This is a genomic window from Aeromicrobium massiliense JC14, from assembly GCF_000312105.1.
Taxonomy (GTDB): Bacteria; Actinomycetota; Actinomycetes; order Propionibacteriales; family Nocardioidaceae; genus Aeromicrobium; species Aeromicrobium massiliense.
The window spans coordinates 486,245-500,164 of sequence record NZ_HE978636.1; the positions used below are offsets into that span (position 1 = coordinate 486,245).

15 protein-coding genes are annotated in these 13,920 nt (G+C 72.4%); 11 read left to right on the forward strand and 4 right to left on the reverse strand.

The genetic code is table 11. From position 1 onward, the window contains the following. Positions 1–10 precede the first annotated feature (10 nt). Positions 11–208 (forward strand): hypothetical protein, encoded by a 198-nt coding sequence (locus tag HGAM_RS02505; protein WP_019143894.1) that lies wholly within the window; start codon positions 11–13, stop codon positions 206–208. On the opposite strand, the gene ku is transcribed toward HGAM_RS02505, so the two are convergent. Continuing rightward, positions 209–1,216 carry a non-homologous end joining protein Ku gene (gene ku / locus HGAM_RS02510; RefSeq protein WP_019143895.1) on the reverse strand — a complete coding sequence of 336 codons (1,008 nt, stop codon included), beginning with the start codon at positions 1,214–1,216 and terminating at the stop codon, positions 209–211. An 85-nt stretch (positions 1,217–1,301) separates the two neighbouring features. On the opposite strand from ku, the gene HGAM_RS02515 reads away from it, so the two are divergent. The 5 genes from HGAM_RS02515 to HGAM_RS02535 all read left to right on the forward strand — a co-directional run bounded on the left by HGAM_RS02515 (position 1,302) and on the right by HGAM_RS02535 (position 6,309). Next, a complete protein-coding gene (locus tag HGAM_RS02515) occupies positions 1,302–3,707 on the forward strand; it encodes an ATP-dependent DNA ligase (RefSeq protein ID WP_019143896.1) in 2,406 nt (801 codons plus the stop codon). Between the two features lie 37 nt (positions 3,708–3,744). Continuing rightward, a complete protein-coding gene (locus HGAM_RS02520; protein WP_019143897.1) occupies positions 3,745–4,605 on the forward strand; it encodes an SDR family oxidoreductase in 861 nt (286 codons plus the stop codon). Between the two features lie 56 nt (positions 4,606–4,661). Further along, positions 4,662–4,928: a DUF7218 family protein gene (locus HGAM_RS02525; protein WP_019143898.1), complete on the forward strand. Its 267-nt coding sequence runs from the start codon at positions 4,662–4,664 to the stop codon at positions 4,926–4,928. A gap of 10 nt (positions 4,929–4,938) precedes the next feature. Continuing rightward, complete coding sequence (locus tag HGAM_RS02530) at positions 4,939–5,481, forward strand: hypothetical protein (RefSeq protein WP_019143899.1); 543 nt, start codon at positions 4,939–4,941, stop codon at positions 5,479–5,481. 66 nt (positions 5,482–5,547) lie between these two features. Beyond that, positions 5,548–6,309: a coenzyme F420-0:L-glutamate ligase gene (locus HGAM_RS02535; RefSeq protein ID WP_019143900.1), complete on the forward strand. Its 762-nt coding sequence runs from the start codon at positions 5,548–5,550 to the stop codon at positions 6,307–6,309. Here the strand turns inward: HGAM_RS02535 and HGAM_RS02540 are convergent. Beyond that, on the reverse strand, positions 6,306–6,710 hold the full coding sequence (locus HGAM_RS02540; RefSeq protein WP_019143901.1) for a YjbQ family protein: 405 nt from the start codon (positions 6,708–6,710) through the stop codon (positions 6,306–6,308). The two genes, HGAM_RS02535 and HGAM_RS02540, sit on opposite strands and share 4 nt — an antisense overlap. A 147-nt stretch (positions 6,711–6,857) precedes the next feature. Between HGAM_RS02540 and HGAM_RS20515 the strand changes: the two genes are divergently transcribed. Further along, the gene (locus HGAM_RS20515) at positions 6,858–7,019 is read left to right on the forward strand and encodes a GPGG-motif small membrane protein (protein ID WP_019143902.1); all 162 of its coding nucleotides are present in this window, start codon (positions 6,858–6,860) and stop codon (positions 7,017–7,019) included. A gap of 59 nt (positions 7,020–7,078) precedes the next feature. Here HGAM_RS20515 and HGAM_RS02550 read toward each other — a convergent pair whose 3' ends face one another. Next, a complete protein-coding gene (locus HGAM_RS02550) occupies positions 7,079–7,630 on the reverse strand; it encodes a cysteine hydrolase family protein (protein WP_019143903.1) in 552 nt (183 codons plus the stop codon). 69 nt (positions 7,631–7,699) lie between these two features. Here HGAM_RS02550 and HGAM_RS02555 point away from each other — a divergent pair, with 69 nt between their 5' ends. From HGAM_RS02555 to HGAM_RS02565, 3 genes are all read left to right on the forward strand, one after another. Then, the gene (locus HGAM_RS02555; protein ID WP_019143904.1) at positions 7,700–8,536 is read left to right on the forward strand and encodes a sulfurtransferase; all 837 of its coding nucleotides are present in this window, start codon (positions 7,700–7,702) and stop codon (positions 8,534–8,536) included. A 104-nt stretch (positions 8,537–8,640) separates the two neighbouring features. Beyond that, positions 8,641–10,332, forward strand: a complete 1,692-nt coding sequence (locus tag HGAM_RS17335; protein WP_019143905.1) for an MDR family MFS transporter — start codon at positions 8,641–8,643, stop codon at positions 10,330–10,332. Further along, on the forward strand, positions 10,316–10,789 hold the full coding sequence (locus tag HGAM_RS02565; RefSeq protein WP_038951497.1) for a MarR family winged helix-turn-helix transcriptional regulator: 474 nt from the start codon (positions 10,316–10,318) through the stop codon (positions 10,787–10,789). The genes HGAM_RS17335 and HGAM_RS02565 overlap by 17 nt, the downstream gene beginning before the upstream one ends. 51 nt (positions 10,790–10,840) lie before the next feature. Here HGAM_RS02565 and HGAM_RS17340 read toward each other — a convergent pair whose 3' ends face one another. Next, positions 10,841–13,042, reverse strand: a complete 2,202-nt coding sequence (locus HGAM_RS17340; RefSeq protein WP_019143907.1) for a SpoIIE family protein phosphatase — start codon at positions 13,040–13,042, stop codon at positions 10,841–10,843. Between the two features lie 269 nt (positions 13,043–13,311). Here HGAM_RS17340 and HGAM_RS02575 point away from each other — a divergent pair, with 269 nt between their 5' ends. Beyond that, positions 13,312–13,902, forward strand: coding sequence for a TetR/AcrR family transcriptional regulator (locus tag HGAM_RS02575; RefSeq protein WP_019143908.1), 591 nt, complete (start codon positions 13,312–13,314; stop codon positions 13,900–13,902). Positions 13,903–13,920 lie beyond the last annotated feature (18 nt).

Below are 13,920 nucleotides of genomic sequence, written 5' to 3' on the forward strand. Positions count from 1 at the left end.
TGATCCGCGGGTGCCCCAGTACCGGATCATCGATGACAAGCAGGCCGTGGAGGCCACCACCGAGCACGCCCGCGACGAGCAGGCCGACCAGTGGTTCACCGGGTGGGTGCTGGAGGGCGGGCCGAGCCGCGGCACCCGTCCGCACCACCTCGAGCGCCAGGACGGCTCGGCGTGGACGAACGTCGCGTCCTGGGTCGTCGCCGAGTAGCTAGGCGCCCTTCGCCGTCCGGCGCGTGCTGGACGTCTTCTTCGCCGCGGTCTTCTTGGCCGGCGTCTTCTTGGCGGCGGTCTTCTTGGCCGCCGTCTTCTTCGCCGGTGCCTTCTTCTCGGCGCTCGCGCTCTTCTTGGCCGCGGTCTTGCGGGTCGTCCGCGTCGCCGGCTTCTCGTCGTCGGCGTCGTCGTCGGAGCCGGACGAACCGCCGCGCTTGGCCGCCGAGCGCCGGTCGACGCTGCGCTTGAGCGCCTCCATGAGGTCGACGACGTCGGCGCCGCCGGACTCCTCGGGCTGCTCGCCGAAGGTGGCGTCGGTGTCGAGGCTGTCACCCTGCTCGAGCTTGGCGTCGACGAGCTGGCGCAGCTGCACCTGGTAGTCGTCCTCGAACTCGCCGGGGTCGAAGTCGGCGGCCATCGACTCCACCAGCTGGGCGGCCATGTCGCGCTCCTTGGGGCTCACCTTGGGCGAGCCCTGCAGCACGTCGAACTCGGCCTCGCGCACCTCGTCCTGCCACAGCAGCGTCTGCAGCACGAGCACGTCGCCGCGGACGCGCAGCGCGGCGAGCCGGGTCTTCTGGCGCAGCGCGAACGTGACGATGGCGGTGCGGTCGGTCTCCTCCAGCGCCTGGCGCAGCAGCGAGTACGCCTTGAGCGCCTTCTCGTCCGGCTCCAGGTAGTAGGCCTTGTCGTAGTGCAGCGGGTCGATCTGGTCGTCGGGGACGAACTCGACGACGTCGATCTCGCGGCTCTGCTCGGCCGGCAGGCTGGCGAAGTCCTCGTCGGTGAGGACGACGGTGCGGTTGCCGTCGTCGTAGGCCTTGTCGATGTCCTCGAACTTCACGACCTTGCCGCAGATCTCGCAGCGGCGCTGGTACCGGATGCGTCCTCCGTCGGTGGAGTGCACCTGGTGCAGCGAGACGTCGTGGCTCTGCGTGGCGCTGTACACGCGCACGGGGACGTTGACGAGCCCGAAGCTGATCGCGCCCTTCCAGATCGACCGCATGGCCATCCTTCCCTCGGCTTGCACCGAGTGTGGCGTGTCCGGGCATGCAGTGGCGACTCGAGTGCCGGCGCGTCACACTCGGCGCGTGGCCGAGACGAAGCAGACCGTCAGCATCGCGGGCCGCCACCTGCGCCTGACCAACCCCGACAAGGTGCTGTACCCCGAGACCGGCACCACCAAGGCGGACGTCATCGCCTACTACGTCGAGATCGCGCCGCACCTGCTGCCGCACGTCGCCGACCGCGTCGCGACGCGCAAGCGGTGGGTGAACGGCGTGGGCACCGCCGAGTCCCCCGGCGAGGTGTTCTTCGAGAAGAACCTGCCCGACTCCGCGCCGGACTGGATCCGCCGCGTGACCATCGAGCACAAGAAGCGGGTCAGCGAGTACCCCGTGCTGGCCAGCGAGGCCGACCTGGCCTGGACGGCGCAGGTCGCCGCGCTCGAGCTGCACGTCCCGCAGTGGCGGGTGGACGCCGACGGGAACGCGCTCAACCCCGACCGGCTGGTCGTCGACCTCGACCCCGGCCCGGGGGCCGGGCTGCCCGAGTGCGTCGAGGTGGCCAAGCACGCCCGGGCGATCCTGTCCGACGTCGGGCTGGACGCCTACCCGGTCACGAGCGGCAGCAAGGGCATCCACCTGTACGCCGGCCTGGACGGCGAGCACGACTCCGACTACGTGCGCGAGTTCGCTCGCCAGATGGCGCTCGCCCTGGAGACCGAGCTGCCCGACCTCGTGGTGAGCTCCATGAAGAAGTCGCTGCGCGGCGGCAAGGTGCTCGTCGACTGGAGCCAGAACAACGCGGCCAAGACCACCATCGCGCCCTACTCGTTGCGCGGACGGGCGCGGCCGACGGTCGCCGTCCCCCGTGAGTGGGACGAGCTGGACGACCCCGAGCTGCGGCACCTGACCTTCGACGAGGTGCTCGAGCGGATGCGCGGACGCGACGACCCGATGGCCGGCATCTACGGCGACGCTGCGCCGCCCGGCACCGACAAGCTGGACGTCTACCGGGCCAAGCGCGACCCGGACCGGACCCCCGAGCCGGTGCCCGGCCAGGGCGAGTCGATGCCGGGCTCGGCCACCGGCGAGCTCTCCTTCGTCATCCAGGAGCACCACGCCAGCCGGCTGCACTGGGACTTCCGGCTCGAGCACGACGGCGTGCTCGTCTCGTGGGCCCTGCCCAAGGGTGTCCCGACGGACGTCAAGCAGAACCACCTCGCGGTGCAGACCGAGGACCACCCGATGGAGTACGGGACGTTCGAGGGCTCGATCCCCTCGGCCGAGTACGGCGGCGGCGAGGTCACCATCTGGGACACCGGCACCTACGAGCTGGAGAAGTGGCGCGACGACGAGGTGATCGCCGTCCTCACCGGCACGAAGCCCGGCGGCATCGGCGGCACGCGGCGCTACGCGCTGATCCGCACCGGCCGGTCGGGCAAGAAGGACCAGTGGCTCATCCACCTGATGAAGGACCAGCCGTCCGGGGCCGGGCGCAAGGCTTCCAGCCGCGCCTCCCACGCCGACGCCCCCAAGGGCGGTGCCCGCAAGGGCCGCCGGGGCACGCCGCCGCCCACGGTCAAGCCGATGCTCGCCACCCTGGCGAAGCCGGGCGACGTCGACGACGACCACGAGTGGGCGTTCGAGATGAAGTGGGACGGCTACCGCATCGTCGCCTCGGTCGACGGTGACGCGGTCCGGCTCACCAGCCGCAACGGCAAGGACTACACGGCGAACTACCCCGCCGTCGCGGACGCCCTGGCCGCCCTCGACCTGCCCGAGACCGTGCTGGACGGCGAGGTCGTCGCCCTCGACGAGAAGGGCGTCCCCCGGTTCGGCCTGCTGCAGAACGCCGGCTCCGGCGGCGTCGACCTGCGCTACGAGGTGTTCGACGTCCTGCGCGCCGACGGGCGCGACGTGACCGACGAGCCCTACGCCGCGCGTCGCGAGCTGCTGCGCGAGCTCGTGCCCGACGGCGACGTCGTGCAGGTTCCCGAGGCGTTCGCGGGCGATCTCGAGCAGGCGGTCGAGGAGTCCAAGCGGCTGGGCCTCGAGGGCGTCGTGGCCAAGGTCGCCGACAGCCGGTACCGCCCCGGCAAGCGGTCCGACGCCTGGCTCAAGCTCAAGCACCAGCGCATGCAGGAGGTCGTCGTGGGCGGCTGGCGGCCCGGCAACGGTGCCCGCAGCGGCACCATCGGGTCGCTGCTGCTCGGCATCCCCGGCGACGAGGGGCTGCACTACGCGGGCCGGGTGGGCACCGGGTTCAGCGAGCAGGTGCTCGACGACCTGCTGCGCCGCCTGAACCGGCTCGAGCGCAAGACGCCCCCGTTCGTGGACGTCCCCCGCGACGCGGCCCGGGACGCGCACTGGGTGACGCCGCGCCTCGTCGGCGAGGTGACCTTCTCCGAGTGGACGTCCGACGGCAACCTGCGCCACCCGGCCTGGCGCGGCCTGCGCCCGGACAAGGCGCCCGAGGACGTCCGCCCCGAGTAGACGTTTCGCCGGACCGTCCGGGGGGAACCCCCGGGACATGAGCGACGAGACCACCTACCCCGCACAGCAGCAGGAGCCCCCGGGCCGCACGCAGGACATGAATCCCGTGCCCGACCACGGAGAGCGCTCCTACGTCGGCTCCGGCAAGCTCGAGGGCAAGCGCGCCCTCATCACCGGCGGCGACTCCGGCATCGGACGCGCGGTCGCGATCGCCTACGCCCGCGAGGGCGCGGACGTCGCGATCACCCACCTGCCCGAGGAGAAGGACGACGCGGAGTCCACCTGCGCCGTCGTCGAGGCGGCCGGGCGCAAGGCCGTCGCCATCGAGGTCGACCTGCGCGAGCGCGACGAGTGCGACCGCGTCGTGCGCGACACCATCGCCGCGCTCGGCGGGCTCGACATCCTGGTCAACAACGCGGGCTACCAGATGCCGCGTGAGGGCGGGCTCGACGAGATGAGCGACGAGCGCCTCGACCGCACCCTCAAGACGAACCTCTACGCCCTGTTCTGGCTGACCCGTGCGGCATCGCGGCACCTGCCCGAGGGCGGCTCGATCATCAACAACACGTCGATCCAGGCGTACGACCCGAGCGAGGCGCTGCTCGACTACGCGGCCACCAAGGCGGCGATCAACAACATCACCGTCAACCTGGCCAGCGAGCTGGGTCCGCGCGGCATCCGCGTGAACGCCGTCGCGCCGGGTCCCATCTGGACGCCGCTCCAGCCCGCGACGCAGCCGCCGGAGAAGATCGAGAAGTTCGGCCAGGACACCCCGCTGGGTCGTCCGGGCCAGCCCGCCGAGGTCGCTCCGGCGTTCGTCTTCCTGGCGTCCGACCGCGACGCGAGCTACGTGTCCGGCACCGTCCTCGGCGTCACCGGCGGCAAGCCCGTCTTCTGAGAAGTCCCTGTGCTCGGGGTGCCAGCGCGTCCCGGGAGGTGTAGGAAGGAACGACCATGCCGAGCAGTCGTGAGAACAGCGTGAAGAACCCGGAGATGTACGAGTCGCTCCGGGACGACGGCGCGAGCAAGGAGAAGGCCGCACGGATCTCGAACGCCGCGGCCAAGCAGGGCAAGAAGTCCGTCGGCAGCAAGGGCGGCCAGTCCGGCTCGTACGAGGACTGGACCGTCGACGAGCTGCGCAAGCGGGCCAAGGAGCTCGGCCTGAGCAACTACTCGAGCAAGAAGAAGTCCGAGCTGATCAAGGCACTGCGCGACCACTGAGAGGAACCCCATGGGTGTGTTCAGGAAGAAGACCACGAAGGACAAGCTCGAGGACAGCCTCGCCGGGCTGCGCACGCAGCTCGTCGACGTGAAGGACGCCGTGGTCGAGTCCGCGCCGGGATGGCGCGACGACGCGATCGAGCAGGCCAAGCACGTCCGCGACCAGGCGACCGACCTGGCCTCAGAGCACGGTCCGAGGGCGAAGGCCCAGGCCGTCGCGCTCGCGGCCGAGGCTCAGCGCCGCATCCCGGACCTGGTGGCGAAGCTGCCCGACTCCGTGGGCGAGCGGCTCCCCGACTCGCTGACCGAGCCGCCGAAGAAGAAGGGCGGCAAGCGCACCGTCGCGCTGTTCGCCCTGCTCGGCGGCGCCGCCGCCGGCGCGTTCGTCGTGCTGAAGCGCCGCTCGGCCGGGGCCCCGGTCCCGCCGCCGGCCCCGGCACCGACCGGCACGGGTGCCACCGTCCCGCCCGCCTCGGCCAGCACCAACGGCCAGACCGGCAACGGCGCCTTGGACGACGCGCTCACCAGCGAGCTGAAGATCAACGAGAAGTAGTCGCTCGACGACGCTCGTCCGAGGACCCCGTGGCACCGGCCACGGGGTCCTCGGCATGCTGGGGGCGTGGACGACGCACTGACGATCTGGCCGCTGCCCGGCATCCCCGAGGTCTCCCCCGGCGACGACCTCGCGGCGCTCGTCGCGCAGGCGGCGGGCGCGACGCTGCGCGACGGCGACGTGCTGGCCGTCTCCAGCAAGGTCGTCTCCAAGGCGGAGGGCCGTGTCGTCGCGGCGGACGACCGTGAGGACGCCATCACCGCCGAGACCGTCCGGGTGGTCGCCCGGCGCGAGCACCCCGGCGGTGTGACCCGCATCGTGCAGAACCGGCAGGGCTTCGTCATGGCCGCCGCGGGCGTCGACGCCAGCAACACCCCCGAGGGCACCGTCCTGCTGCTGCCGCTCGACCCTGACGCGTCCGCCCGGGCACTGCGCGCCGCCGTGCGGGATCGGCTCGGGGTCCGGGTCGCGGTGGTCGTCACCGACACGTTCGGGCGGCCTTGGCGGGTGGGCCAGACCGACGTCGCGATCGGCGTCGCCGGGCTCGTCCCCGTGCTCGACCTGGCCGGCACCCGCGACGCGCACGGCCGTGAGCTGCACGTCACGCAGACCGCGGTCGCCGACGAAGTCGCCGGCGCCGCCGAGCTGGTCATGGGCAAGGCCAGCCAGTGCCCCGTCGCCGTCGTCCGCGGGCTCGGCCGGCACGTCACCGAGGACGACGGTCCCGGCGCGACCGCCCTCGTGCGCGACGCCGAGCGCGACATGTTCCGGCTCGGCTCCGACGAGGCCTACGCCCAGGGCCTCGCCGACGGGCGCGCGGCGGACTAGCCGGCCAGGAAGCTCAGCCGCACCTGGCGCTCGGGGTTGTCGACGTTGGTGTCGACCACGCACACCGACTGCCAGGTGCCCAGCGCCAGGCGTCCGCCCAGCACCGGCACGGTGAGCGACGGGGCCAGGAACGCCGGCACGACGTGGTCGCGGCCGTGCCCCGGCGTGCCGTGCTGGTGGATCCACCCGTCGTCGCGCGGCAGCAGGTCGTCCAGGGCGGTCAGCGTGTCGTCGTCGCTGCCGGCCCCGGTCTCGATGATCGCCAGGCCCGCGGTGGCGTGCGGCACGAAGACGTGGAGCAGGCCGTCCTGCTCGTCGCGGACGAACGCCGCGCATCGGTCGGTGACGTCACGGACGACGGCCGAGCCGCCGGTGGTCAGGTCGAAGGTCTCGCTGCGCATGCCCCGATCGTGCCGCGTCCGGCGGCGGTCGGCACCCCTTGCTAAGAGAACCCTCACCCGTCAACCCCCGATCTCGACGTGCGGACCGGTCCGGGCGCTGCCAGAGTCGAGACGTCGCAACGGAGCGGCAGAAGAGAGGTCACCATCATGGGATTCCTGTTGTGGATCGCCGCTGTCATCCTCGTGGTCTGGGGCATCATCTCCCTGATCCAGGGCAGCATCCTGCTCGGTATCGTGCTCATCGTCGTCGGCCTCGCCGTGGGCCCCGGTGGTTGGAGCATCTTCAATCGCGGAGGCGCCAGGGCCTAGTCCCCAGCGCTCTCGAGAGCCCTCGTCCCGCCGGGACGGGGGCTCTCGTACGACCAGGCTCAGGCGAGGACGTCGGCGGTCGTCCGCACCGTGGCGAACTCGCCGTGCAGGTTGGTCGCGGTGATCCGGGCGAGCTCCGCGGCAGGCACGAGCTGTCCGTACGGGTCGCGCCGGTCGAACGTGTGGCACGCGTCGAGCACGAACGTCACGTCGTACCCGAGGTTGCCGCCCACGCGGGCGGTGGTCTCGCAGCAGTGGTTGGTGGTGATGCCGCAGACCACCAGCGAGGTGATGCCCTCGCCGCGCAACCACGTGTCCAGGTCGGGCTCGCCGTGGAACGCGGAGTTCACCGACTTGACGACGAGCAGGTCGGACGGGCCGTCGACCCCGTCCTTGAACGCGTTGCCGGGCGAGCTCGGGTGCAGCGGGGACGCCGGGTCCTGCGAGTCGTGCCGGATCAGGACGAGCGGCAGTCCCTCGCGCCGCCAGCGCTCGACCAGCCGCACCACGTTCGCCTCACAGCTGGGGTTGTCGCGGGGGCCCCAGAAGGTCGTGTCGTCGAAGCCGCGCTGGACATCGACGACGACCAGGGCCGGGCGGTCGTCGGTCATGCTGCCAAGGGTACGGACGCCCCGGCGCCGCCGTCCTCCCACGTCCCTGGGGGCGCCTACGGTGGCCCGATGAGCACGTCCAGCGGCACGCCCGCCCTCGTCGAGCCCGACTGGCTCCACGCCCACCTCGACGACTCGCGCGTGGTCGTCCTCGAGGCCGTGGTCGGCACGCTGCCGCTGGCCGACCGTCGCATCCCCGGCGCCCGCCGGGCCGACCTCGACACGAGCCTCTCCGACCCCACGTCGCCGGTTCCCCACATGCTGCCCCGGCCGGACGCGCTCGGGACCGCCCTGCGGGACCTCGGCATCCACGCGGACGACCACGTGGTCGTCTACGACTCCGACGGCGTCTACGCCAGTGCGCGGGTGCGATGGATGCTGACGACGGCGGGGCACGAGCACGTCTCCGTCCTCGACGGTGGGCTGCCCGCGTGGCTCGCCGCCGACCTGCCCACGGAGGCGACGGACGCCCCGTCCGCGGACGTCCCGCCCGGCGACTTCGAGCCGCACGACGCGGGGTCGGCCGTGGTGGACGCCGACGAGGTGCAGCGCCTGGTCGACACCGGTGCCGCGGTGCTGGTCGACGCGCGCAGCGCCGGCCGCTTCGCCGGGCGAGAGCGGGAGCCCCGGCCGGGCCTGCGCGGCGGCCACGTCCCCGGCAGCGTCAACGTGCCGTTCACCGACCTGCTCGACGGCGGCCGGCTCCGTCCGGTCGCCGAGCTGCGTGCGGCGCTCGACTCCGCCGCGGGGCCTGACACGCCGGTCGTCGTCAGCTGCGGGTCCGGCGTCACCGCGTGCGTCGTCGGGCTGGCCGCCGAGCTGGCCGGACGGCCGTACCGCGTCTACGACGGGTCGTGGGCGGACTGGGGCCGGCCCGGTGAGCGTCCGGTCGAGACCGGCAACTGACCCGACGACCAGGGTGACGAAGACGACTTTGGTTCCGTCACGCAACGGTGTATCGTTGATGTGTCGCAACTATTGACGTTCACAACGAAGCGCTGGAGAACCACATGAGCACCCCCGATCCCGAGCGGACGCAGGCCGAGGCGGACGCCGACGCCGTGCGCCACCGCGCGATCCTCAAGGTCCTGACCGGACTGCTGCTCGGCATGTTCGTGTCGATGCTGGCCACCACCGTGGTCAGCTCGTCGCTGCCGATCATCCTGGCCGACCTGCACGGCGGGCAGACCGCCTTCACCTGGGTCGTCACCGCCACCCTGCTGACCACCGCGGTCTCCACCCCGATCTGGGGCAAGCTGGCCGACCTGGTCAACCGCAAGCTGCTGCTGCAGCTGGCCATCACGATCTTCATCGTGGCCAGCGCGTCCGCCGGCTTCGCCGAGGGCGCGGGCTGGCTCATCGCCATGCGCGCCGTGCAGGGCATCGGCGCCGGCGGCCTGGGTGCGCTCACCCAGATCGTCATGGCCGACATCGTCTCCCCGCGCGAGCGGGGCCGGTACATGGGCCTGTTCGGCGGCGTGATGGCGCTGGCCACCGTGGGCGGCCCGCTGCTCGGCGGTGTCGTCACCGACGCGATCAGCTGGCGCTGGAACTTCTTCATCGCCGTGCCGCTGGCCGTGGTCGCGCTCGTGATGATCCAGCGCACCCTGCACCTGCCCCCGCTGCCCAAGCGCGTCGTCAAGATCGACTACCTGGGCATCGTGCTGCTCGCCGCCTCGGTCTCGACGCTGCTCATCTGGGTCACCCTGGTCGGCAAGGACTTCGACTGGATCAGCGCGACCAGCGCGTACATGGTGCTCGGCTCGGTCCTGGGCCTGGTGCTGTTCGTCGCCGTCGAGCTGCGCCACAGCGAGCCGCTGCTGCCGCTGCACCTGTTCCGCAACCGGACGTTCAGCTGGTCGGTCGTCGGCAGCCTCGCGGTCGGCGTCGCGATGTTCGGCACCTCGGTGTTCCTGTCGCAGTACATGCAGCTGGCCCGAGGCGCGTCCGCCACGCAGTCCGGCCTCATGACCATCCCGATGATGGTCGGCCTGCTCGGCGCCAGCGCGGTCATCGGTCGCCGCATCACCGCCAGCGGACGCTGGAAGGGCTACCTCGTCGGTGGTGCGATCGCGCTGACCGTGGGCCTGCTGGCCATGGGCTCGATCGAGTACGACACCCCGTTCGTGCTCGTGTCGGTGTACATGTTCGTGCTGGGCGCCGGCGTCGGCATCGTCATGCAGAACCTGGTGCTCGTCGTGCAGAACGACGTCGCCCCGCGCGACCTCGGCGTCGCGAGCTCCGGCGTGACGTTCTTCCGGTCGGTCGGCGGCACCGTGGGCGTCTCCGTCCTCGGTGCGGTGCTCGGCGACAAGGTCGTCTCCCACATGGGCGAGAAGAAGGCCGAGCTCGGCCAGGCCATCGCCTCGCTGGGCGAGCAGGGCCGCTCCGTGGCCGAGGCGCTGCACAACGGCACCATCCCGTCGGTGAGCAGCCTGCCCGGTCCCGTGCGCGAGATCGTCGAGTCGGTCTACGGCCAGTCGGTCGCCGACATCTTCCTGTACGCCGCCCCGCTCGGGCTGCTGAGCCTGATCGCGGTGGCCATGCTGCCCAACAAGGCGCTGGGCACGCAGACCCGCCACGAGAGGCAGACCAGCCAGGACGAGGAGTCGGCCGCGACGCGGGTGGCCCAGGCCGCCGAGGCGGTCGCCGCCCAGACCGGTCCCGAGCACCCCGGTGACGGTCGTGACCACCATCAGTGAGTCGGCCACGGGGGTCGACCCCCGCCAGGACGCCATCGAGGACGTGGAGCGTCAGCTCGTCCGGATGATGTCGGACGGCAAGCGGCGCTTCCGCGAGCTGGCGACGCAGGTGCACCCGGACCTGCACGCCCCCTCGCTGGCCGTGCTGACCCATCTGGTCCGCGAGGGCCAGCAGCCGCAGAGCGCCCTGACGTCGGTGCTCCACGCCGACAAGGGGCAGATCAGCCGGACGGTCTCGCAGCTGGTCGAGCTGGGCCTGGTCGTGCGCGAGCCCGACCCGGCCGACCGGCGGGCCATGATCGTGGCCGCCACCGACCACGCCCGGCAGCGCATCGCGGAGGTCGGCTGGCCGCAGCGCCGGATGCTGCACGACCGCCTCGGCGAGTGGCAGCTGGACGACGTCCGCGAGCTCGCCGAGCTGCTGCGCCGGCTGAACGAGAACAAGGACTCCTCCTGACCTCGCACGACCGCGGCCCCCTCCCCGACCGGGAGGGGGCCGCGGTCGTCCTCAGGACAGGTGCAGCCCGGGCGGCGTGCGCTGCGGCCCCGCCTCGGGCGGCCGCGGCTTGTCCTCGCGGTGCAGCCGCACCATGACGAGGGCGACATCGTCCTCGGGCACGTCCGGACGCAGCTCGCGCAGGATCGCGTCGCAGGCCAGGTCGGCGGCCAGGCCGCGGGCCACCACGTCGGCGAGGGCGTCGCGCAGCCGGGCGATGCCCGCGTCGATGTCCTCGCCGCGGCGCTCGACGAGCCCGTCGGTGTAGAACAGCACGGTCGCGCCGGCCGGCAGGGTCACCACCGACTCGCTGCGCGGCGAGCGGGGGTCCAGCCCCAGCAGCACGTCCGGGTCCTGCTCGAGCTCGTGGACGTCGACGACCACGTCCGAGTCCGGGCCGATCTCGGCGACGTCGACGCCCCGCTCGGGGTGCGCCGGGTCGCGGACGACGGCCACCAGCGGCGGCGGATGGCCGGCCGTGGACCAGCGCAGCCGGGTGAGGCCCTGCTCACGCTGCTCGGCGGACTGCTCGAACCGGGCCGCCACCACGGTGGCCGTCGTGTCGACCTGCAGCAGCTGCATGGCCGAGTCGACCCGCCGCAGCACCTCGGCCGGGCCCTCGCCGGTGGTGATCGCGATGCCGCGCAGCAGCCCGCGCAGCTGGCCCATGGCCGTGGCCGCCGCGGTGTCGTGGCCGACCACGTCGCCGATGACGACGTTCGTCGCGCCGTCCTCCTGGATGAACGAGTCGTACCAGTCGCCGCCGACCTCGGCGCCCTCGGCGGCCGGCTCGTAGCGCACCGAGACGTGCAGGTGGTCGGGCTCGGGCGGGTCGGTGAGCAGGCTGCGCTGCAGCGCCTCCGACAGCTTGCGCTGCTCGGCGAACACGCGGGCGTTGTCGAGCGCCAGGCCGGCTCGGGCGGCGACCTCGCGCAGCACGTCGAGGTCCTCGTCGCCGAACGGCGGACGGTCGGCCGACCGGTAGGCGGTCAGCAGGCCGACGGTGCGTCCGCGGCCGCGCAGGGGCACGGCGACGGCCGACTCCGGCGCCAGCTCGGCCAGCACCCGGCGCGCCTCCTCCGACTCCAGCGCGGCACCGACGGCCTCCTCGGCCTGGCTCTCCAGGACGACCGGGCCCTGGCTCTCCAGGCCGCGGCGGACGAACGACTCGTCGCTCAGCGCGGAGATGCGCACGGCCGCGTACCGCTCGACCAGCGCCCGCTTGGCCGGCTCCCCGTGCCACGTCGCGAGGTCGCGCAGGCGCTCGCGCCAGTGGCTGGAGGCCAGCGCCCCCTCGCCCTCGACGAGCGTGACGATGCACCAGTCAGCCAGCGTCGGCGCGACCAGCTCGGCCAGGACGGCGACGGCCTCCTCGGCCTCCATGGTCTCGTTGAGCGCACCGGTGATGTCGGCGAGCAGCGAGGCGACGCGCGACGTCCGGACGAGCTCCTCCTGGAGCCGGCGCCGCTCGGTGATGTCCAGGAAGTAGACCGACAGCCCGTTGGGCGTCGGCCAGGCACGCACCTCGTACCAGTCGTCCAGCGGCGGCGGGTAGTACGCCTCGAACATCACCGGGCGCTGGGTCTCCATCGCCTCGCGGTAGGCCTTCTCGAAGTCCGAGCCGACCGAGGCGGGGAACAGCTCCCAGATGACGTGCCCGACGACGTCCAGGCTGACCGCACCGAGCAGCCGCTGCGCCACGGGGTTGGCGTAGGTGAAGCACCAGTCGCGATCGAGGCTGAAGAACGCCATCGGCATGGCCTCGAGCACCTGCGTGACGCGGGCGTCCTGGTCCCGCTCGGCGGTGCTGTCGAACGCCGCCCCGAGCAGGTTGGCCGGGCGTCCGTCCGGACCCGGCGCGACCGTGCCGCGGGCGGTCACCCAGCGGGTCTCGGCCTCGTGGGACACGATCCGGTACTCGGCCTCGAAGGTGCCGGTGGTGTCGATCGCGGCGTCCAGCGCCGAGGACACGCGCTCGCGGTCCTCCGGGTGCACTGAGGCGAAGAATGCATCGATGGTGCCGTCGAAGGTGGTCTCGTCGAGCCCGAAGATGTCCAGCAGGCGGCCGTCCCAGCGCAGCTCGCCCGAGACCAGGTCCCACACGAACACGCCGACCCCGGCGGCGCCGACGGCGACCTCCCAGAGCCGGTGGTCCAGGGGGCTGGCGGTGCCGGTCAGGAGGGAGCGGACCGAGGGGTCCTCAGGCGGCGTCATCGCCCGCTCACGCGTCCCTCCACGGTCCCCACCTCGTCCGGTCGCGCGTCGCGCGAAGCCCTGGTCGTGCACCTGCGACCGAATCCTCCCATGCCCGCGACCCAGGCGACCCCGAGCACTCCGCTGGGACGTCCGCGCGGGCGCGTCGTGTCCGACGTCACGCCCGGTCACCAGGAATTCACCCGCCGAGGGGTGGCGCAACCGCCGCGGGAGGCCGTAGCGTGTCGATGAAACGGAACGGTTCCGTTTCATCGTTGGGAAGGTGCCCCATGATCTGCCCCGCCGACCCCGGCTCCGTCCGCCCTCGCGTCGAGGGCGACCGCGAGCTGGAGATCCTCGCCGCCACCCTCGAGGTGCTGGCCGACGTGGGGTACGACCGGCTGACCATGGACGCCGTCGCCACCCGGGCCAAGGCCTCGAAGGCGACGCTGTACCGCCGGTGGAGCAACAAGGTGGGCCTCGTCATCGAGGCCCTCGTCCACTCGAAGGGTCCGACGAGCCTCGCCGACACCGGCACGCTCAAGGGCGACCTCGAGGCCGTGTTCTGCGGCATGGGCGGCCTGACGGACGAGACCACCATCGGGGCGTTCGGGGCCGTCGTCACGGCCCTGGCCCGCGACCCCGAGTTCGCCGAGGCGTTCCGCCGCGACGTCCTCGGGCCCAAGATCGCCGCCTCGCGGCTCATCTGGGAGCGAGCCGCCGCGCGCGGTGAGCTCCGTGACGACATCGACCTCGAGCTCTTCGAGCCGGCCCTCGCCGGCATCGTCCTGCAGCACGTGATCGTGATGGGAGAGGCGGCCGACCCCGGCCTCATCTCCCGCGTGATCGACCAGATCATCGTGCCCTCCGCCACACGCTGAGCGGCGGCACCTCCCCTC